The organism is Acinetobacter sp. MYb10 (genome assembly GCF_002980175.2).
In the GTDB taxonomy this organism is placed as follows: domain Bacteria; phylum Pseudomonadota; class Gammaproteobacteria; order Pseudomonadales; family Moraxellaceae; genus Acinetobacter; species Acinetobacter guillouiae.
This window is the reverse complement of the sequence record NZ_CP058272.1, coordinates 1,636,078-1,658,558: the sequence shown is the minus strand read 5'-3', so window position 1 is coordinate 1,658,558 and position 22,481 is coordinate 1,636,078. Positions and strand designations below refer to the sequence as shown.

Genomic DNA, 22,481 nt, shown 5'->3' with positions numbered 1-22,481 from the left:
TTGATTAAAATAAATTAACTATGCTAAATATAAATATATATGATCTTTTGGAAAAAATTGGACTAATCGTACAATAACTGCAAATTTTTCAAATGCTGAACTCAATCATCAATTATTTTTAAACCATTTGAGTGTTAATCATGAAATTAACCAAGGACTTAAAGCAGAGTTAATTTGTGTCGCTGCAAATAGTTTGATTCCATTGAAAAAACTAATTGGCTGCCAAGTTTCCGTTGATGTTCGGACGGATAAAAATCAATTATTTAGGACATCTGGTATTATTACTGGTGCTGAATTAGGGCAGTCTGATGGTGCGTTAACACTGTATAAAATAACTTTAGAAGATGCGACATCATTATGGCGATATAACCGTAATAATCGTATTTTTATGAATAAGTCCATAATTGATATCGTAAAAATTATATTTGAAGAATGGCAGCAACGATCACCTCTATTTGCCAAGAGTTTGACATTGGATTTGAGTGGTCTAAAAGCAACATATGATATACGACCATTTACCATGCAGGTGGACGAAAGTGATTACAGTCTAGTGACCAGATTACTTCGCTCAGAAGGCGTGTGCTGGTGTATAGATGAGGCACAACTTATCGTTTCATCATATGATGACTCTATACAAGCGCAAAAGTTTAAACTTATTGATGATAGCAGCCAATTTAGTCAACTGGATCGGCAAGAAATTCGTTACCATCGAAGCAGCAGTGTCGAATTGGCTGATACGATAACAAGCTTTATTGCCAAAAGAACATTACAACCGACTGCTGTACATATACAGCGTTGGCAAGCTGATTATTTAGAACAAACAGATTGGCCAGGCTCTTCACTTTCAAACCATTGTCATAGTGCATATTACGACAATCAAAACTTAAGTTTAGAACAATCTTGGCATATAACGCCAGCATGGATTAGTGACTTAAAGGGGGAGGATGGTGCAACAAAGTCGAGTAATGCGCAATTAGAGAAGTTGAATTTAAACTTAGCTCGATATCATGACTTACAAGCAAAAAAATTTATTGCTCAAGGAACCGTTCGTGATGTACAAGTTGGATATTGGTTTGAATTTAATGGACATTTTGAAATCGATCAGCACAATTCCAGCGACAAACAGTTTTTGATCTTAAAAAAGAAAAGCTTCCATCAAAATAACTTGCCAAAAGATTTTAGTGAAACAATCCATAAACTACTTCAGATCAATCAATGGGGTATAGATGTAGGGGAAGAAAAACAAGGTTGTCAACTTACTTTGGTTCGTCGTCATATTCCTGTTGTTCCAGAGTATCATCCAAGGCTGCACAAACCTGCTGCTTATCCTCAGCATGCTCGTGTGGTTGGACCACAAGGTGAAACGATCTATGTCGATGAGTGGGGACGGATTAAGCTTCGATTCTTGTTTTCCAGATCAGAAGATAATAACCATGATGGTGGGAGTGGATCAAATGACAATGATACAGATTCAGCATTTGTAGAGGTTCTGAACTCATGGGCTGGTGAAGGCTTTGGTTCACGCTTTTTACCGCGTATCGGCGAATTGGTTGTGGTTTATTTTTTCAATGGCGATGTAGATCGTCCATTTGTTATGGGACGAATCCATGAAGCAGAAAGAAGTCCAACCAAATTTGATATCAAGGGCACTTTACCAGATACCCGTCGTTTAAGTGGCATTCGAAGTAGTGAAATAGATGCAACAGGATTTAATCAATTACGCTTCGATGATACGCAAGGTCAAGTAAGTGCTCAACTTCAAAGTAGTTATTCTGCAAGCCAACTGAATCTAGGTCAGTTGAGTCACCCGAAAGACACAGAAACGAGTCAAGATCGTGGCATAGGTTTTGAGATACGTACAGATGATTATGGTGCTGTGCGTGGCGGGAGTGGATTACTGTTAACCAGCTATAAACAAGCTGCTGCTTCAGGTGACCATATGGAAGCAGAAGAAGCAAAAAAACAGCTGAATGAAAGTCAAGCTCATAGTAAATCATTGAATGATGTTGCAAAGCAACACGAAACAGATGTTATTGAGTCTGTAGAACAGTTAAAAGCCTTTGCTGAGAACATTCAACAAGATATTGCAAAATTTAATAATGCAGTACTGTTATTGTCTTCACCACAGGGAATAGGCTTAACCACAACGGGTGATATTCATTTATCTGCTGATGCTGATATCAATCAAATTGCCAGTAGTAGTGTAAATATTAGTACACAAAAGAATTTTATTGTCCATGCGATTGAAAAAGTAAGTTTGTTTGCGGTTAAACAAGGCATGCGTTTGATTGCAGCGTTTGGGAAAGTAGACATACAGGCTCAGACAGGAGAAATGGATCTTGTGGCAGATAAAACAATGAAAATCATTAGTAAGAAAAAGACCATTGAAATCAGTGCCGCTGAAGAAATTGTACTCAATGTTAAAGGTAATTATATTAAAATTACAGCAGAAGGAATTGAGCAAGGGACCAAGGGCGAGTCGAAAGTCTTTACATCAAAACATTCGATACTGGGGCCGAAGTCGATTGATTTTACCCTTCCGCAAGATCCTTTTAATGAAATGTTTGTACTCAAAGATCCTAAAGGCCTACCAGTTTCTGGTTTTGCTTATAAGATTGTGACAGGTGATGGCAAAGTATTCAGAGGAGTCAGTAATGAAAAGGGTGAAACCATACGTTTAAGCTCTGGTTATGATGTCACACAACTTGAGATTTCTGCTGATGATGGCGAAGAAGAATAGAAACCAAGAATAAAGGAATCATATTATGGGACTTCCAACTCGTAAAGTATCGAATTTAGAAAATAGCACATCGAAAAATAAGGCATTACCACTTAAAACGGCACAAACCAATAAACCTGAAAACTCTTCTATAACTGTTGTGGTTAAACCTGTGGTGGTTAATGTGTTTTTTGATGGAACAAAAAACAATTTGTATAATATTGATAATAAAGCGAAGTATGCAAAACAAATAGCAAAAGATAAAGATGCCTATGAAAGTTATACCAATGCTTACTCCAATGTGGCGCATTTATTTAGTCAACGTTATGGTGAAAGTAAGGATAATATTTGGATTTATATTCAGGGAATGGGTTCAACCAAAGATGAAGAAGATAGCAAGGCTGGTTTTGCCTATGGTAGTGGGGATACTGGGGTAAAGACTCGTGCGGAATCTGCATTTGCTGAAATTAAAAAAGCTTATAATAAATTAAATGGAGAAAAAAATGCCCCTAAACCAAGTAGTATAATGATTAATGTATTTGGTTTTAGTCGAGGTGCTGCTACAGCACGACATTTTGTTCATTTAGCAAAATCTAAACCAAAGCTATTTAAAGGTTGGGGATTTTCATCTAAACAAGTACGATTTCGTTTTGTGGGAATTTTTGACACGGTTTCATCGTTTCAAACCATTGATGCAATGGCAGCAGGAAAAGTGATTTTATTGGGGCCGATCATTGGTGCTGGTTCAACAGCAGTAAAACCTAATTTTGATAATGATGTTAAAGAACTGACTTTGAATTTTACAGATTTTGACGCCGATGATAAAAAGATCACTAAAGTTTTTCATATCGCTGCGGGGGATGAATATCGTGAATATTTTTCACTGACCAACATCATGGGGGCGATGCGAGATAAATATGGATATGAGGTGGTCATGGATGGAGCACATTCAGATATTGGTGGCAGTTATCCAAGTGGTTTAAATGACAGCTACCATATTACCACTGAAGCGTTAAAGAAGTGGTTTATAGACAAAGGTTTCTATACCGCACAACAGATTCAGAGTGTAGGGAAAAATGAATATAATGCAGTTCGAAAAAATATCCCCAATGATTATCATAAAATTGCTCTAAGAACTATGCGTTTGATGACGCAACAATATGGACAGATTCAATTTAACGCTAATATTGTTACTTATGAAAATGAGAATTTAAAGGGTATTGTTAAAAATTTAATGGCTAGTCATCCAGCCAGTGTGGTTAAGACTGCGGCATGGGGGAGCGTTGTAGATTTACGTCTTAAAGATCAAGGGCAAGTTCGAAGCTTACGAAATCAATACTTACACTGGTCAGCTAAAAAGACTTACGATGGCGGAATGACTGAAGATTTAGGTTATAGTATTCGACTTAAAAATGGTCTGCCATATCGGAAAATCCATAATGGTTAAAACAAAAAACTTATACTTTTTATTTGCCAGCCTATTTATTGTCGTTTTACTGGCATTAGCGACTTATTTTTATCGAGTTCACATTATGAATAAACCAAAAGAAATAGAATGGGGTGTTATGACTTCATCCGCAGTATTTGGTCGTTATAAAGACAGTAACAAAGACATTTATGTAGACTCGCATATCGTGAAATCTCCCGTGGATGAAAATATGCGAACCGCCTTTTATTTGGCAGATGGCACTTGGTTAAGGACATTGGATGGTTCTAGTGGTGCATGGGGGCGTGGAGGCACACCACTCGGCGGAAATTCCTTTAAGCAACCCTTACCAGAAGTATTACATCTGACTTTTTTTGACAGTATCGATAACCAGTTTTATCAATTGATCCAGCCCTTACCTAAAGATAAAATTCAACGTCTATTTACCACCGTGCATAAAGGAATGGGGGATGAGGAAGAGGATAGCCCACCTAAAGTGTATGATACTTTTGATATTGGTTTTGCCCCGAAAGGCTGGATTATTTTATTTGCTGTGGGTCCAGGGATTCGAGAAGAAATTGGTTCATGGCAAGCCAAGAAAATAGATGGTGACTATGCAACAGTAGTTGGTTTAACACGTACGTCGGATATGGAGTATTTAAGGGCCAACGATATTCGAACGCGTGATGTTAAAACAGCATTTGATGAATTTAAAAAGCGTAATGCCGAACTGTATAAACGTTGGATGGATGGCAGTTTTAAAGTCAGTGCGGACTGGTACAAAATGCTACAAACTCGATATCCATGGAACCTTGAGGTGACGGCGCCTAATGGTGAATGGTCTGGTGAATATTATGCCGAATATGTCAATACGGAACGTTTTGCTATCCTTGACGATCGAGTAGAGGCAGATAAATTACGACTTAAAGCAGCACCAGTTACTTTAGTGACATGGGTGACCTATAAGCCGACGGGAGTGCGTTACTACATTTCAATCAATTTATTTCCGATTCCGAAATGGTTAATTGATGATTATATTCCTTATTATCAAGACCCCAATTTAAATGCGTATTTTAAAAACTTTCAGGCACTCTATCCTCAACGCTCATTAGCGACCAATGATCAGCCAGTATATCCTTATGAGTTTTCAAATTTAAAAATTGAGCTGGATGCTGATTTTAAAATCAAAGAAATTTACTTGCAAAAAGGTAAAGAAAAACGTTCGCTTGATGGTGCGTATGAGTATTATTTGGCACCGACAGACATAAGACGCGGGAACTATTTTCCAGAAGAAGGACATGAATATTTTTTAACACAGCCAAAACTGGAGGATTTAACAGATCCTGTTTTTACAGATCGTGATTAAAGTAGCGAGGCTGAAGAGATAAGATGTTGAATATGAAATTCGAATAAGTCTATAACCGTTTGCTGGCGACAATAGTAAGAGTGAACCATCTGTCTCGGACTCAGAAGTGAAATCTCAAGGCATAGGTATCTACACAATTAAATATATTTAAGTTAAATTGGAGGGCATGCTTTCCAATTTACCATTCCATACTTAGATCACCGATTAGTTAAACGCTACGGGAGTCTTGTAAAACTTAATATGAATCCACTTGCTTCATTAGCGTCAGCGCTTAAAGATATTGCCTCTACCTAAAAATCTAGCGTTGTTACAACCCAAGCAGTATAGAATTGACAACTTGGTATGGCTAGTGTTGGAAAATAGAAAACTATTTTAAGCTGTTAAAACAGGCGGGTCATGACATTGAGTCATGACTACAAATACTCCCCCGCAAACGATATTAGACGACTCTTAATTACAAGCATGACATGTGTATAACCTGATGAATACAGCGAGAATATTTTGATCTATGATTTTAAAAAGAACATATGAAGCAAGCCTATTCTTGAAATTATTCTAAAAATAATAGTTTACGATTAAAAAATTCATTCGTTTGATACTCAATTAACAAACCGATTAAATAAATATTGATTTTAGTTAAGTTTATTTAAATCAGCAGCCTATTCAATTAAATGTCCTGTGCATTGAGTCGAAATATTTTTGATTTGTGTCGTATCGAGTTCTAAGTTATCCCATTTACACATTTGTTGAATAATCCATTCAAAATCATCTGGTTTAGGTCGGTCCTGTGTCCCAAAAGAGCGAATAATATTTTGTATTTTATGAAACGCATAGGTATGCACCAAATGTGAACAGTTGAATCGGATAATCTCGCTGTCTTCTAACATGTGCCATATGGGTTGTAGTGGTTGCAAGGTGCTTAAATCATGCTGTGCTTGCTGAATTGCTGTCTGCAATGCATTTAAGGTATTCGGATGCTTGTTTGCCCATTCATGGGTGGTCGCCAAAACTTTATCCGCGACTTCAGGAATAATCTGTTTACTCTCGGCAATCACATAACTATAACCTTCAATCTGCGCTTGGATATTCCAAGGTTCACCGACGCAGAATCCATCAATGAGTTGTGATGAAATCGCATCCACCATATACGAAGGGGGCAGTGTGGATGGTTGATATTTTTTGGCTAGCTCTTGATCTGCCAAAGCCAACCATTCTCTTAAACAATAATGGTGGATGGACTGTTTAAACACATGGGCCAGTTGTATTTTATCGCCTTGTTTTAATGCTTGAACCACTTTTGCTGCTGACTCTTGCGCGCTATCTTGCATGTGAATTTTTAATTCATAACACAATTTTTGGCTCAAGCTGATAAATGCACGATTGGTACTCAACACCAATGAGGTTTGTAAGGGAATACCCAGTTGATCATTGCCTGTCGCAGCAGCAGGAAGCATGGCAGAAAGGCAATGTGCGGCATCTAAAATACCAAAAGCTAAACGGTCACGTAAACTGGCCCATGAAGGTTCTTTCACCAACGTAACATTGAGGCCTTGCTCAGTAAAATAGCCTTGATGTTGTGCCCAAAGTATTGCAGTGCAATCCAGCAAAGGAATATAGCCTAATTGAATGTCCGTGGTTTCAAGTGTGTTCATTGTTTATTCCTTGAAATTAGCTTGTAGCAAGGCTTGAGCATCGATTAACTTTCTTGCCATTTCCCCCATGGTGATACGGTGACTCATGGCATTTTTTCGTAACAAACTGAAGGCTTGTTCTTCTTCAATTTGATGCATCTGCATCAGCATCACTTTGGCTTTTTCAATATCTTTTCGGTCTGCTAGTTTGCATTTGGTTTCATTGAGATCTTTCAAGAGTTTTTTATGTTTTTTAAATTGCTCAATCGAAATTTCTAAAATACTTTCCAGTTTTTCAGGATCAATACCATCGACAATATAGGCAGTTACACCTGCTTCAATGGCACTTTTGATGGTGTCTTTTTGCGAGTTTTTAGTGAAAAGCACAGTGGGCAAATCAAACTGACTTACGCAGCTTTCAATAATATCTCGATGTGGATGGTCCATATCCAGCAAAATCACATCGGCATGTAAGTGTTGAAGATCTGTACTGTTTAAATGGTCAATCATCAGGCATGCGACCACCTCGAAACCATGTTCGATCAAAGATGATTTGATAAAAGATGCCCGCTCTATATCATCATCGATCAGGGCAATTCTTAATTTTGGCATGTCGCTACTCAGATCTGTCCTGACATGAACTTTCAGCATATAAGCAATTTAGATGCCAATATCTCGGATTAAATTTGCTGTTTAAAATCATAGTTGCAGGATGTTAAAGAAAAGTGATGCACTTTATTGACGCAATTTGCCTCCTAAACATGCAGTTTTATGATTTACATTTTATCCGCACAGACAGAAAACATGATGGTTGATTGCGCTATTTATGCACGACCATTAAATCATAAGTACTGAGTATTCAAGCAAAATAAAAAAATATATAGCCAAAATATAAAACTGGCATGAACTATGCATTGATTTAATCCAAGTCAAAGAAGACTTTCAAAATTTGTAAGACGGCCAACGACGTCCGTTCTGATCGTTACTGATATGCCTCGTGCATAACAGCAACTTATATGCGTTCAGTTCAGGAGATCGAAGCTATGTCTTCAAATTTAGATGCGAAAAAAGCGACAAAAATTCATCTTTTCAATTTTAGCAGCGCAGCAATGCGGGCCTTCCATATGAGTTGGCTCGCCTTTTTTGTCTGTTTCTTTGCATGGTTTGCCTGTGCGCCGTTAATGCCTGTTATTGCAGGTGAATTCCATCTGACTAAAGATCAAATTGCCAATATCAATATTGCCGCGGTTGCCATCACGATTTTAGTACGTCTGATTGTCGGTCCCTTGTGCGATAAATACGGTCCTCGTAAAACCTATACCGCATTACTGATTATCGGCAGTATCCCTGTATTTGGTGTGGCATCTGCCAATAGTTATGAATCCTTTTTATTTTTCCGTCTATTGATTGGTGCAATTGGTGCCAGCTTTGTCATCACGCAATATCACACCAGTATTATGTTTGCGCCAAATGTGGTGGGAACTGCAAATGCAACCACCGCAGGTTGGGGCAATGCGGGTGGTGGCGCAACTCAAGCATTGATGCCATTGATGCTTGCTGCACTGGTGATGTTTGGTGTTGAACAAGCCATGGGATGGAGAATTGCGCTGATTGTACCTGGTGTGCTGATGTTAATCGTCGGTGCAATGTATTGGAAGTTTACTCAAGATTGTCCACAAGGTGATTTTAAAGAACTTCGTGCACAAGGTCTGCATGTAGGCAGTGATAAAAAAGGTGGTATGGCGATTTTAATACATGCTGCAAAAAACTACCGTGTCTGGATTCTATTTGGTGCTTATGCTGCTTGTTTTGGTATCGAAATTTTTATTCACAACATTGTCGCAATGTACTACGTGGATCATTTCAAATTTGGTTTAAAAGAAGCGGGTATGGCCGCAGGGATTTTTGGTTTACTGGCACTGTTTGCCCGTGCACTTGGCGGTATTGTTTCAGACAAGGTGGCGACTAAAAAAGGTCTCGATGGTCGTACTAAAGTATTGTTTGCCATGATCTTGTTAGAAGGCGTATTTCTGATTGTCTTTTCTCAAATGAATACCGCAATTCTGGCGATTTTGGTCATGACAGTATTTGCTTTATTTACCCATATGGCTTGCGGTGCGACCTATGCACTGGTTCCATTTATTGATCGCGATGCTTTGGGTGGTGTGGCTGGCATTATCGGTGCAGGCGGTAATGTCGGTGCTGTTGCTGCTGGTTTCTTATTAAAAGACATGTTGGATATTCAAACGACGCTGATGGTTTTAGGTGGTTTGGTGGTGATTGCTGCAAGTTGTGTATTGATGATCCGTTTTTCGGTTGAACATAAAGAGAAAGAGCAAAAGTTATTTGAAGCTGCGGTACTTGAGCGAAATAGCATGGAACAAAATGCTGTAAGTCTTAAACAAAACAGTGCGACTTAATTGAATAACAAGAGCAAAAACAATCGAGGAGAATCGATATGAAATTAGTGATGATTGGTCATGGAATGGTTGGGCACAAATTTATTGAATCTGTGCTGGAACATGCAGGTGATGAGGTTGAAATCACGATTTTGGCAGAAGAACCCCGTTTAGCTTATGACCGTGTACATTTGACTGAATATTTTACAGGGAAGTCTGCAAAAGATTTAACCCTCTGTCGTGCTGACTTTGCCGATGCTTATGGTATCGACCTGCGCTTAAACACCAAAGCTACTGATATAGATACCTGCAATAAATCCATCACCACCAATCATGGCGATGTGATTAGCTATGACAAATTGGTGCTTGCGACGGGTTCCTATGCTTTTGTTCCACCAATTTCAGGTCACGACCGTAACAACTGTTTTGTTTACCGTACCATTGATGACTTGGATGCGATTCGGGCAGCGAGTTTATCGGCAAAATCTGGTGTGGTCATTGGCGGTGGTTTGTTGGGTTTGGAAGCTGCCAAAGCGCTTCGTGATTTAGACTTGGAAACCCATGTTGTTGAATTTGCACCCCGTTTAATGGCAGTACAAATTGATGATTTGGGCGGAAAAGTTTTACGCGCCAAGATTGAAAATTTAGGCGTGAAAGTCCATACCCAAAAGGCCACTTCATCTATAGAAGACGGTGTGAATAGCACCCATGTGATGAAGTTTGCAGATGGTTCAGAGCTTGAAACAGATATTATTCTATTTTCAGCAGGGATTCGCCCACGTGATGAATTGGCGCGCCAAAGTGGTTTAGCTTTAGGTGAGCGTGGTGGTGTCGTGATCAACGATTACTGCCAAACCTCAGATGCAGACATTTATGCAATTGGTGAATGTGCCTTATGGAACAATAAAATTTATGGTTTAGTGGCGCCCGGTTATGACATGGCAAGGATTGCGGCAAAGCATGTGATGCAACAAAGTTGCCCTACATTTGCTGGCGCAGACATGAGCACCAAGCTAAAACTGATGGGTGTCGATGTGGCATCGGTAGGCGATGCTCATGCCATGACTGCAAATGCATTGAGCTATTTCTATGCCGATGAGGATGCAATGGTCTATAAAAAGATCGTGGTCAATGCAGAGAAAACCCAATTACTAGGTGCGGTACTGGTCGGTTGCGCCAAAGAATATAACGACTTATTGCAAATGATGCTCAATGGATTGGCTGTACCTGAAAATCCAGAAAGTTTAATCATGCCGGGCTATGCACAATCTTCAGCAAAAGCGGGAGGTAGTGGTGTAGATTTATTGCCAGACAGTGCCACGATTTGTTCATGTAATAACGTTTCTAAAGCAGATATTTGTAGTGCAATTGCAGAGGGTTCGACCTCATTAGGTGCTTTAAAAAAATGTACCAAAGCCGCAACCGCATGTGGTGGATGTGCACCCTTAGTGACCCAAGTTTTAAAATCTGAATTACAACGCCAAGGGGTAACGGTCAATAATCATCTTTGTGAACACTTTGCTTACTCACGCCAAGAGTTATATCACTTGGTACGAGTCAATGAAATTAAAACTTTTGATGATTTGATTCAACAACACGGGCATGGTTTAGGTTGTGATATTTGCAAACCGACTGTGGCCAATATCTTGGCATCTTGCTGGAATGACTTTGTTCTCACCTCAAATCATGCTGGGCTGCAAGACAGTAATGACTACTATCTAGGCAATATTCAAAAAGATGGTTCTTATTCTGTTGTACCGCGTATGGCAGGTGGTGAAGTGACCCCAGATGGTTTGATTGCAGTGGGGCAGATTGCCAAAGAATATGGCTTATATACCAAGCTAACTGGTGGGCAACGAGTAGATTTATTTGGGGCACAAGTCCATCAATTGCCTGAAATTTGGGAAAAGTTAATCAATGCGGGGTTTGAGTCTGGGCATGCTTATGGCAAGTCATTACGTACGGTTAAGTCCTGTGTCGGAAGTACTTGGTGTCGTTATGGCGTAGATGACTCGGTTGGTTTAGCCATCTTCCTTGAAAACCGCTACAAAGGTTTGCGTTCTCCACATAAATTAAAAATGGCAGTTTCTGGCTGTACTCGCGAATGTGCCGAAGCACAAAGTAAAGATGTAGGGGTAATTGCCACTGAAAAAGGCTGGAACTTATATGTCTGCGGCAATGGTGGAATGAAGCCTCGTCATGCAGAACTTTTAGCTTCTGACCTAGATACGCAAACTTTAATTCAATATATCGATCGCTTCTTTATGTTCTATATCCAAACAGCGGATCGTTTACAACGGACTTCAGTATGGCGTGACAATATGGAAGGGGGTTTGGATTATCTCAAAGAGGTTGTTGTGCATGATTCTTTAGGAGTTGCTGCTGAACTAGAACGCCGAATGAGCCATGTGGTGGGCACTTATCAAGACGAATGGCGTACTGCGGTGGAAGATCCTGAAGTACGTAAACGTTTTGTGACCTTTATTAATGCCAAAGCTGAGCAACAGCAAGATCCACATATTCAGTTTGCCAAAGTACGTGGGCAAATTCGCCCAAAAACTGAATCAGAACGTGATCAGAGCCGTATTCCTGTAGTTGAAGCATAAGCATATGAACACTTGCTTTATTGGACTTATTCCATAGCTTAAAACAAGTCTTGTGGAAGATCTGATCAACGTTGTTAAAAGGATAAATACAATGACCATTTTAAAAGATATGAATGAACTCGACTGGCTCGATATTTGTGCATTGCAAGACATTACGCCCAATACAGGTGTAGGCGCATTACTGGGGCAACAACAAGTGGCTATTTTTCGGGTAGGCAGTGAAAAGCGTGTATATGCGCTGAGCAACCAAGACCCATTTAGCAAAGCCTTTGTCATGTCGCGTGGGATAATTGGTGATTTACAAGGTGAACGTGTAGTTGCATCACCGATTTATAAGCAACATTTTAGTTTAGCAACAGGTCGTTGTTTAGAAGACAAAGATCAAAAATTATTGGTTTTTCCAAGCAAAATTGAAAATGGTCGGGTTTGGGTCAGTCCAACGCCACAAAAAACCTATATCACCAATAATGGCACGGCTCAGGAAAAAATCAATTTAGTCTTGGTCGGTAACGGATTGGCGGGAATGCGTTGCTTAGAAGACTTGTTGGATATGGCACCTGATCGTTATGACGTAACGGTGATTGGTGAGGAGCCTTGGGGTAACTATAACCGAATCATGCTGTCGCCTGTGTTGTCAGGGGATAAAACCATTGACGATATTATGCTACATCCTCATGCATGGTATATCGATAAAAACATTCGCTTTATTGCAGGTGATGCTGCGGTACGAATTGACCGTCCCCGCAAGCAGGTCTATACCGAAAAAGGTGTGGTGGTGAGTTATGACCGTTTGATTTTAGCAACGGGTTCAAAACCATTTATTCCACCAGTCAAAGGTTCAGATTTGGATGGGGTATTAAGCTTCCGTGATATTTATGATGTAAATAATATGCTCGACTACTGTAAATCTAAAAAAAATGCAGTGGTGATTGGTGGTGGTCTATTGGGGCTAGAAGCCGCATATGGCTTAAAGCAACGTGGTATGAATGTGACAGTTTTACATTTGATGGATCGCATAATGGATCGCCAGCTTGATGCCAAAGCCAGCCAAATGTTGAAAACAGCAATTGAACAAAAGGGAATTCCGATTATTACCGAAGCCAATACAGAAGAATTAATTGGTGAAAATGGTCATGTCACGCAGGTTCGGTTGAAAGATGGCAGGCTTTTAGATGCAGATCTGGTGGTTTTTGCCGTGGGTATTCGCCCCAATATGGCGTTGGCACAAAGTGCGGGTTTACGCTGTAACCGCGGTGTGTTAGTCAATGACACTATGCAAACTTATGATCCAAGTATTTATGCAGTGGGTGAATGCATTGAGCATCGGAACCAAACATTTGGCTTGGTTGAACCATTGTGGGGGCAAGCCTTTATCTGTGCCTCGCATTTGGCCGAACACGGCAGTTTGACCTTTAAAGCACCGACTGTTCCAACCCAGTTAAAAGTTAGTGGTTGTGATGTGTTTTCAGCGGGCCGAATCGATTTAGAAAACACTCAGCCATTAGAAGATTTCGAAGACATTATTTTAAATGATGAAAAACGTCAAATCTACAAACGCATTATTATTCAAAAGGATAAAGTCGTTGGTGCGGTACTGTTTGGTGATACAGAGGATGGCACTTGGTATGCTGAATTGATTGCTGATCAAACCCCGATTTCTTCGATTCGCAATAAATTGCTGTTTGGTCGGGATTTTGCATTAAAAAAAGCAGGCTGATTTATATCGCTTAACTCCCTTCATTTCAAAAGGAGGGAGATTAAAAAAATAAAAGCCATTTTCAAGTAAATGTATAGCATTGAGGAGCACAGCAGCAATGAATAGTATCCCGGTAATGGAACTGCCTAGCTCCACAGAACATAAGATCACAAGCACACAAACCACTTGTCCCTACTGTGGTGTAGGCTGTGGTGTCACAGCAACAGTGCAAGACACTACGCTAGGACAAAAAGTGTCTGTGCTTGGCGATGTCAATCATCCCTCGAATTACGGAAAACTGTGTATTAAAGGCAGTAATTTAGCTGATACGCTGGGGCTGGGCACACGTGTTTTACATCCGATGCTTGGACGTCATCCTCATCAGCAGGTCACAGATTGGGATAGTGCAACAGATTTAATTGCCAATAAATTCCAACACTATATTGAGCAATATGGTCGTGACAGTATCGCATTTTATGTTTCAGGTCAGTTGTTGACGGAAGACTATTATGTGGTGAATAAATTCGTTAAAGGCTATTTGGGCACAGCCAATATCGATACCAATTCAAGATTGTGTATGTCTTCGGCAGTTGCCGCACATAAGCGTGCTTTTGGTGAGGATTTGGTACCTGCAAGTTATGACGATTTTGAATATACTGACATGGTGGTTTTAGTAGGCTCAAATACAGCATGGTGTCATCCCGTGATGTATCAACGCATCATGAAAGCCAAAGAATTAAGACAACAAAAGCAAAGTGATTTATTTGTGGTGGTGATTGATCCACGCTTTACTGCCACATGTGAAGCAGCCGATTTACATTTGCCTATTCTGATTGGCCAAGATGTTTCCTTGTTTAATGGGCTATTACAATATTTATATCAACAGGGTTATGCCGATAGCGCATTTGTTGAGGCACATACCCAAGGGTTAGAAACGGCACTAAAAAGTTCGCAAGCCGAAACAGATCTCCAAGATGTTGCAGTGAAAACAGGAATTTCTTTAGAAAAACTCCAACTATTTTTTGAAAAATTTGCCCAGACTAAAAAAGTCATGACCCTATTTTCAATGGGGGTAAACCAGTCTTCACGTGGCGTGGACAAAGCCAATAGCATCATTAATTGTCATTTGTTGACTGGAAAAATTGGAAAGTTGGGCGCAGCACCATTCTCTATGACAGGACAACCCAATGCAATGGGTGGGCGTGAAGTGGGTGGGCTTGCCAATATGCTGGCAGCACATATGGACTTAGATAATCAACAACATCAGCAAATTGTACAAAGTTTTTGGAACAGTCCAACTATTGCTAAGCACGTTGGATTAAAAGCGGTTGATCTTTTTGACGCTGTGGAAAAGGGTAAGATTAAAGCCATTTGGATTATGGCAACCAATCCCGTGGTCAGCTTACCCAATGCCGATCAAGTTAAGCGTGCTTTAAACAGTTGTGAGTTTGTTGTGGTCTCCGATATTTGTAAAGATACTGACACCACTCAGTTTGCAGATGTGCTCTTACCTGCATTGGGATGGGGCGAAAAGGATGGTACGGTCACCAATTCAGAACGTCGTATTTCAAGACAGCGTGCTTTTTTAGACCCGCCTGAGCAAGCTAAAGCGGATTGGTGGGCTGTAGCACAAGTGGCTAAAAAGCTCGGATTTAGTGGCTTTGATTTTGCAAATAGCCACGAGATCTTTAAAGAACATGCACAATTATCTGCTTATCAAAATGCAGAGATTAATGCACGATCAAATACACAAAGCTTTCGCTACTTCAATTTACACGGTTTAACTGATCTTTCATTGCATGAATATGAGCAATTGGCACCAATTCAATGGCCTGTGATTACGCGCAATCAGACTGAGCATGCATTCGCACAATTGTTTTCACAGGGGCAATTTAGTCATACAGATGGCAAAGCTAAATTTATTGCCACGATGGCGATAGATCCAGTCCATCAAAGCAATACTGAATATCCTTTAATTCTCAATACAGGACGGATTCGAGATCAGTGGCACACCATGACCCGCACAGGTTTATCTGCCAATTTAAGCACCCATAAAGCAGAACCCTTTTGTGAAATTCACCCCAATGATGCATTGAAATATGGCTTGAAAGAAGGCGAATTGGTCGAAATCAAATCGGCTTGGGGCAATTGTGTCTTGCGTGCTGTACTCAGTGACAATATCCGCCGTGGACAAATTTTCGCCCCGATTCATTGGAATGATCAATTTGCTTCGGATGCCCGTATTGGCAAAGTGGTCAATCCTGTGGTGGATGCAATTTCAGGCGAGCCGGAATTCAAACATACCCCTGTGCTGATTCAGCCATTTTATACCCAGTGGCAAGGGGTATTTTATGTCCGTGAAGGGTATGAGCACATTGTTAAAAATAGCATCGAAAATACGGTGTGGTGGACAAAAATTCAGACCGCCAAAGCAGTACGCTATGAATTGGCGGATCGTCGTCGTTTTACCCAAACTACCCAACATCTCAAACAACTCTTACCCTTTGAAGATGAGAGTTTTGAGTGGTTGAACTTGGAAGATCAAACTGCACACATTAGCCATAGTGTGGTGTTAAAAGAAGGTCGCCTTATTGCAAGTTTATATATTGCACCCAAAGCCTTGTTGCCTGATCGTGATTGGGTTGCCAGTTTATTTAAACGTGATCGTTTAAGTGCGATGCATCGTAAAGCCTTACTTGCTGGACAAGCCATGTCGATGGGCAATAGTGAAGGGCCATTGGTATGTAGTTGCTTTAAGGTAGGCAAAAATCGAATTATTCAAACCATTAAAGAAAACAATATCAATCATGAAAAACAAGTGACTGCATGTCTAAAAGCAGGCGGTAATTGTGGTTCATGTCTACCTGAAATTCGCGGATTGATTAAAGCCTGTCAAGCGGAGCTTACACAATGAAAAGAATTATAAAACCCAAGAAAGCCAAGCAATATCCACAAACTGATCTTGTCATTCTTGCGGGTGGTCAGGCAAGGCGTATGAATGGAATCAATAAACTGTTACAGAAATTTGATGATCAAATCCAATTGATTAAGATTCATCAACAATTAAAAAATCGAGTCGCGCAGATTTGGGTCAATAGCCACCGTGATTATTCAATTTATCAAAAACTTATTCCCAGTTTGTATTGCTATCAGGATGATGAAAAAGGCTTTTATGGTCCGCTGATGGGAATAAAAAGTGCATGGTCTTATGTGACATCTGACTATGTACTTTTTGTGCCCTGTGATGTGACATTTATTCCACCTGAGGTTATTGAAAGATTACATATGGCTTTAGCGGGTCATCCCTTAGCACAAGTGGCTTATGTCAATATCAATGGCAAAGCCTTATATCCATTTTGTTTGTTAAAGTGCAGTGCTTTAAATCAAATCTGCACTCATCTTGAACAAGGACAACGCAGTTTAAAGGCATGTTTTTCTGATTTGCACGCTCAGGAAGCGTTATTTGAAAATCATGCACTGTTTTTTCACAGCATCAATTCTTTGGATGAATTACAGCAATATCAACAGCTCAAGTTTTTACATTGATTGGCTTGGTTTGGACTCGTTTTTTGCAAATCTCTATTTTTGAGAGAATTCGAGCAGGTTTTAGCTTAAACACATTGGTGAATGATCAAAGTTGGAACACTTTTTGCAATTTCAAGATCAATAAAATAGCGCAGATTTTAAGTTTTAAACAATCTTGAATTTAAATCGTGCTTGGGATGTGTAAATGAATGCAATGACACAATACGAAGAGGGTACGGCTTTTGTCGATCAATATGGTCGTAACAAGCGAAAACTCCGAATTTCAGTGACAGATCGCTGTAATTTTAAGTGTGTTTATTGTATGCCTGAACATCCAGAATGGATCAAAAAACATGATTTACTCAGTTTTGAAGAACTGTATATATTTTGCGAATTTATGGTGCGCCATGGCATTGAACAGATTCGGATCACAGGTGGTGAACCGTTAATGCGTCAAGGTGTGGTGCACTTTATTGGTCAACTGCAAAAATTAAAAAAGCTCGGGCTAAAGCGGATTTCAATGACCAGCAATGCACACTATCTTAAACAATACGCAAGTCAGTTAAAACAAGCTGGTTTAGATGACTTGAATATTAGTCTGGACAGTTTAGATCAAGCACAATTTAAGGCCTTGACTCAAAAAGAGTTACAACCCGTATTAGAGGGCATTGCTGCTGCACAGCAGGCAGGTTTTAAAATCAAGATCAATGCTGTATTGATTAAAGGGGTCAATGAGAATCAGGTTTTACCCTTAGCACATTGGTCAATTCAGCAGCATTTAACAGTGCGTTTTATTGAATTTATGCCTTTAGATGGAGAGGGACTTTGGACGCAAGCCGATATTGTCACTGAGCAAGAAATTTTAGCTCAATTACAGCAGGACTTTGTTGTCACTTTACAGCAAGGACAGTCTTCCGAGCCTGCACGGCAGTATTTTATTGATGGTTATCCGATTGGCATCATTTCGACCATTACCAATTCATTTTGTGGCACATGTGACCGTGTGCGTTTAACCGCACAAGGTGATTTTTATAATTGTCTATTTGCGCCAAAGGGGATCAGCCTAAAAGCACAAATTAAGGCACTGAATCAAGATTCACCTGTTTTAGAGCCTCTCCGATTAGCGCAAACCAGTTCACCAAATGCAGTTGTATATTCGCCAATAACATTAGATTCGCCACAGCATAGGCAATTACAAGATACTTTGTCTGATTATATTTGGCAGAAAAAACAAGGCTTTGATGAGATTTATCAACAGCCAAAATCAAAACATTCATCATCTCGAAAAATCAGTATGTATATGATTGGAGGTTAATATGTCAGATCAATTTACTATTCCAAATACACCAGACTCGGCAAACATTGCCAATCAATTCAAAGATATCCAGCAGCACATGACCGTAAAAATTGAATGCTTTGGTGCAATTGAACGTTTACTGCCGACCGATTTAACTCTGCAATGTGAGTCTGAAATGAGGATTTCGGATGTTTTGGATTATGTGGTACGCGCTTATCCACATGCAGGAAACATGCTTGAGCGTTGTGCATGTGCAATAGGCGAAGAGATTATCCCACGTCAGACCTTATTAACAGCGGATAGTACTGTGGTTTTACTGTCACCTGTTGCGGGAGGTTGATATGCATACATTTGAACAAACGCTTAAACAATTCAACAGAATTCAGGATACCCCTTTAACCCAAGACAGTTTTGACCCGATTCAAGACTTTCCTGAATGCGGTGGCATTGGCATCTTTATTGGAACAGTCCGCAATCATCATGAAGGCAAAGCGGTCAAAGCGCTGAAATATACCGCCTATGCGCCTGTTTCAGAAAAAATGATTCGTCAAATTGAGCAAGAGATTCAACAAAAATTTGCGGTGGCTTATGTACGAGTCATTCATCGTATTGGTGCTTTAAACATCGGTGAAAAAGCCATTATTGCCATTGCTTATGCAGCGCATCGCCGTGAAGCATTTGCAGCCTGTGAAGAAGCAGTAGAACGGGTAAAACATGAGGTTCCCGTATGGAAAGAAGAATTTTATCTGGATGGCACGAGCCAATATGTTGCGGGTTGTTGTATTCGAAAAGATGATGTGGAACAAGATCATTCAGTACAAAAAGATTCATTTCACCACCATGACTGTGAGCATGATCATGGCGCTTCTGATGACCATTTATCTCAGCACAATCAACCTCAGCATCATCATTCTCAAGCGCAGCAATCAGCGCATCGACATTCTGAGCACAATCATTCTTTTGCACATCATTCCAAATCTACACATTTAGGGCACACGCATTCAGAATACAGTAGTCAACAAAAGGATCATGAAGCTGAACAGCAAGTGTTGTTAAGCAAACAGTGTGAACAGACAATTTATCAATGGCATATGTAAAAACATATCGAGCAAACTTCACAAAGTGTGTTCTTCACAAAGTATGTTTTGTCATGTAAAAAATACCGCCATATCAGGAACAGGCAATGAAAAATGTAGGGATGAAAGCAGATAGCTATCGGACAGCAGTAGCAACAGGAATTTTATATGCGCCTGCACATTGCATAGAACTGTTACGTACAGGAAATACTGAAAAGGGTGATGCACTAAAAACGGCACGTATTGCTGGAATCTTGGCAGCAAAACGCACAGATGAACTGATTCCTTTGTGTCACCCTTTACCGATATATCGTGCAGATGTCGAATATGAATTACATGAACAACATGTTGAAATTATTGCAACGGTTGAAACCATTGCTCCTACGGGCGTAGAAATGGAAGCGCTTACCGCAGTCAGTTTAGCAGGCTTAACTCTATATGATATGCTTAAACCACACTGCGAACCTGAAGACTTATGCCTTGACCAATGTAAATTACAACTGAAAAAAGGCGGTAAATCGCATTTTACCCGAACGCTCAAACAGACTTTATCTGCATCAGTGATTGTTTTATCAGATACCGTTGCTTCAGGAAAAAAACCTGATACAGCAGGGCAAAATGTTTTAGAAATTCTTGAACAAGCCAATTTTAGTCAAGTGAACTATCAAGTGATTGCTGACTCTCCAGAACAGTTGTTGGCGTTAATTGAACAACAAAAAAATCATTATCCGCTGATTTTGACGGTTGGTGGAACAGGACTAGGCCCAAAAGACTTAACTGTGGAGACCATTCAACCTTTACTCCAACGCGAAATCCCCGGCTTAATGGAAGCTTCGCGTAGTTTTGGTCAGAGACGTACCCCTTATGCGGCACTTAGTCGAGGCATTGCAGGCTATATTGACACGAGTTTGGTGATTACTTTGCCGGGCAGTCGCCAAGGCGCTAAAGAGTCATTGATTGCGATTCTACCAGCCTTGGTCCATCTGTTTGATGTGCAAAAAAACATTCCACATGTTGGAGGCTATCAATAAATCAGGTTGTGATCGTTTATGATTGAGGGGTAGACAAAGGCTTGATCTCAGTTGATCAAGCCTTGCAGTGACTAATTCACACTCAAAATCTAGGTGCTGAAACTATTCCATTCACCTTAGTACTCTATACACAGGTAATGTATATGGATCAGGGAAGCATCCTTGAAACTCCCTCGAATTTGTTATCTCGACATTGAAAACACTTTCAGCCATAAATCACTTTTGTCATTATTAACACTGTCTAGTATGATTAAATTTTTAATTATTCTACATAATAAAAAATTATTAAACTTGGATTTGGATAAAAGAAATTATATATTTTTCATTAAAAGCATGTGATTATATGAATTAAATCAAAAATAATATCCATATTTTATAAACATAGATCAGGCTATTGAGTAGTAATTATAAATATTACATTGATGCATGTGATACTATCCAAGCTCGGCTGATTATAACAATGATGTAACGACAACAGCTTATCCACATTTAAATTTGAATGAAATTGTCCAATATTTGGTGATTTGGTCGATATTGGGCAAGAACAACAATAGATCCATACAAAACGATGATGAGCAATCATTTTATTCTCAGAGGGACTATCGCTTCATTATTTTAAACCATATTAAAAAGAGGAAAAAATGATGTTATTCAAACGATTCACTTTTGTTTTATCTTTTTTATATTTTGGAGCAATCGTATCTGCACAGGCTATGGATGCTGTTCATCCTATCGATTCTAAAGTAGCTGTAGATCAAGCTGTTATTGATGGGCTCTTGGCTGAGTCAGCAAAATTTTATCTTGATGGGACTAAATCAGGTGGTCAAATTTTAGGAGTAGAGCGTGTGAGCAATCAAAAAACCAATAGTTTTGCAAAGCCTACTGAAGATGAAATACAGCCAAACAGATATAAACGAGGTTGGGATAAACTCAAAGAAATTGATGGAGAAGCAGGCGAAAAAGTTATTAATAGCCTAAAAGATATTTCGCCTGATTTAGGAATATATATCATCGAATATGCTTTCGGCGATGTCTATTCAAGAGATGGGCTTGACTTGAAATCCAAAGAAATTGCGGTTGTGTCCGCATTGACAGCCATGGGAAATGCGCAACCACAGTTAAAAGTTCATATAAACGGGGCATTAAATACTGGGAGTTCGATTAACGAAGTCAAAGAAGTGATTTTACAAATGTCTGTTTATTCAGGTTTTCCAAGTAGCATCAATGCAATGAATGCTTTAAAAGAAGTTTTGCTAGAAAGAGAAAAACACGGCATTAACGATGAAATCGGAAAAACAGCAAGCAAAGCCAAGCCAACCAATCGATTAAAATTAGGTGAACAAGAATTATCTAACTTGGACAGTCTTCAAGTTGAACGATTAAAAGCTGCTTATAATACTTTTTCACCTGAATTGGTAAAATTCACGCTTGAATATGGTTATGCTGATATTTTTTCAAGAGATAGTTTAAGCAAAAAATACAGACAAATCGCCACGATTTCTGCATTAACTGCGTTGGGGACAGCGCAACCACAACTGAAATTTCATATTAATGCGGGTCTAAACATAGGACTGACCGAAACTGAAATAAAAGAAATCATGCTTTTGATGACCATCTATTCAGGTTTCCCATCAGCCATAAATGGAACTCACGCACTCAAAGAAGTATTAGCAGAGCGTATGAAAAATCAAAACAATTAAACCCATAAG

Annotated in this window: 14 protein-coding genes and 2 pseudogenes; 14 read left to right on the top strand and 2 right to left on the bottom strand. The window is 39.6% G+C overall.

The window, feature by feature from the left end; all coding sequences use genetic code 11:
• Window positions 1-127: 127 nt before the first annotated feature.
• From CQZ96_RS07685 to CQZ96_RS21900, 4 genes and pseudogenes are all read left to right on the top strand, one after another.
• Window positions 128-2,740: a type VI secretion system Vgr family protein gene (locus CQZ96_RS07685; protein WP_267313593.1), complete on the top strand. Its 2,613-nt coding sequence runs from the start codon at window positions 128-130 to the stop codon at window positions 2,738-2,740.
• 25 nt (window positions 2,741-2,765) lie between these two features.
• Window positions 2,766-4,166 carry a phospholipase effector Tle1 domain-containing protein gene (locus tag CQZ96_RS07680; protein ID WP_105713035.1) on the top strand — a complete coding sequence of 467 codons (1,401 nt, stop codon included), beginning with the start codon at window positions 2,766-2,768 and terminating at the stop codon, window positions 4,164-4,166.
• A gap of 85 nt (window positions 4,167-4,251) precedes the next feature.
• Entirely contained in the window at window positions 4,252-5,511 is a 1,260-nt protein-coding gene (locus CQZ96_RS07675; RefSeq protein WP_228722783.1) for a DUF2931 family protein, read from the top strand.
• 320 nt (window positions 5,512-5,831) lie between these two features.
• Window positions 5,832-5,985 (top strand): annotated as a pseudogene (locus CQZ96_RS21900) (transposase); the annotation flags it as partial.
• A gap of 185 nt (window positions 5,986-6,170) precedes the next feature.
• Here the strand turns inward: CQZ96_RS21900 and CQZ96_RS07670 are convergent.
• A complete protein-coding gene (locus tag CQZ96_RS07670; protein WP_105713033.1) occupies window positions 6,171-7,163 on the bottom strand; it encodes an ABC transporter substrate-binding protein in 993 nt (330 codons plus the stop codon).
• A 3-nt stretch (window positions 7,164-7,166) separates the two neighbouring features.
• On the bottom strand, window positions 7,167-7,754 hold the full coding sequence (locus CQZ96_RS07665; protein ID WP_004722169.1) for an ANTAR domain-containing response regulator: 588 nt from the start codon (window positions 7,752-7,754) through the stop codon (window positions 7,167-7,169).
• 431 nt (window positions 7,755-8,185) lie between these two features.
• Here CQZ96_RS07665 and CQZ96_RS07660 point away from each other — a divergent pair, with 431 nt between their 5' ends.
• The 10 genes and pseudogenes from CQZ96_RS07660 to CQZ96_RS07615 all read left to right on the top strand — a co-directional run bounded on the left by CQZ96_RS07660 (window position 8,186) and on the right by CQZ96_RS07615 (window position 22,472).
• Complete coding sequence (locus CQZ96_RS07660) at window positions 8,186-9,562, top strand: MFS transporter (protein ID WP_105713032.1); 1,377 nt, start codon at window positions 8,186-8,188, stop codon at window positions 9,560-9,562.
• 38 nt (window positions 9,563-9,600) lie between these two features.
• Complete coding sequence (nirB, locus tag CQZ96_RS07655; RefSeq protein ID WP_105713031.1) at window positions 9,601-12,147, top strand: nitrite reductase large subunit NirB; 2,547 nt, start codon at window positions 9,601-9,603, stop codon at window positions 12,145-12,147.
• Window positions 12,148-12,238: 91 nt separating this feature from the next.
• Entirely contained in the window at window positions 12,239-13,864 is a 1,626-nt protein-coding gene (gene nirD / locus CQZ96_RS07650) for a nitrite reductase small subunit NirD (protein ID WP_105713030.1), read from the top strand.
• A gap of 97 nt (window positions 13,865-13,961) precedes the next feature.
• On the top strand, window positions 13,962-16,757 hold the full coding sequence (locus CQZ96_RS07645) for a nitrate reductase (RefSeq protein WP_105713029.1): 2,796 nt from the start codon (window positions 13,962-13,964) through the stop codon (window positions 16,755-16,757).
• A complete protein-coding gene (gene mobA, locus CQZ96_RS07640; protein WP_105713028.1) occupies window positions 16,754-17,389 on the top strand; it encodes a molybdenum cofactor guanylyltransferase in 636 nt (211 codons plus the stop codon). The genes CQZ96_RS07645 and mobA overlap by 4 nt, the downstream gene beginning before the upstream one ends.
• A 184-nt stretch (window positions 17,390-17,573) precedes the next feature.
• Entirely contained in the window at window positions 17,574-18,683 is a 1,110-nt protein-coding gene (gene moaA / locus CQZ96_RS07635; protein ID WP_105713027.1) for a GTP 3',8-cyclase MoaA, read from the top strand.
• A gap of 79 nt (window positions 18,684-18,762) precedes the next feature.
• Window positions 18,763-19,005 carry a MoaD/ThiS family protein gene (locus CQZ96_RS07630; RefSeq protein WP_166783592.1) on the top strand — a complete coding sequence of 81 codons (243 nt, stop codon included), beginning with the start codon at window positions 18,763-18,765 and terminating at the stop codon, window positions 19,003-19,005.
• Window position 19,006: 1 nt separating this feature from the next.
• Window positions 19,007-19,460, top strand: a pseudogene (locus CQZ96_RS21640) (molybdenum cofactor biosynthesis protein MoaE); the annotation flags it as partial.
• A 388-nt stretch (window positions 19,461-19,848) separates the two neighbouring features.
• The gene (gene moaCB, locus CQZ96_RS07620; protein WP_105713024.1) at window positions 19,849-20,772 is read left to right on the top strand and encodes a bifunctional molybdenum cofactor biosynthesis protein MoaC/MoaB; all 924 of its coding nucleotides are present in this window, start codon (window positions 19,849-19,851) and stop codon (window positions 20,770-20,772) included.
• Window positions 20,773-21,413: 641 nt separating this feature from the next.
• A complete protein-coding gene (locus tag CQZ96_RS07615; protein ID WP_228722782.1) occupies window positions 21,414-22,472 on the top strand; it encodes a carboxymuconolactone decarboxylase family protein in 1,059 nt (352 codons plus the stop codon).
• Window positions 22,473-22,481: the final 9 nt, after the last annotated feature.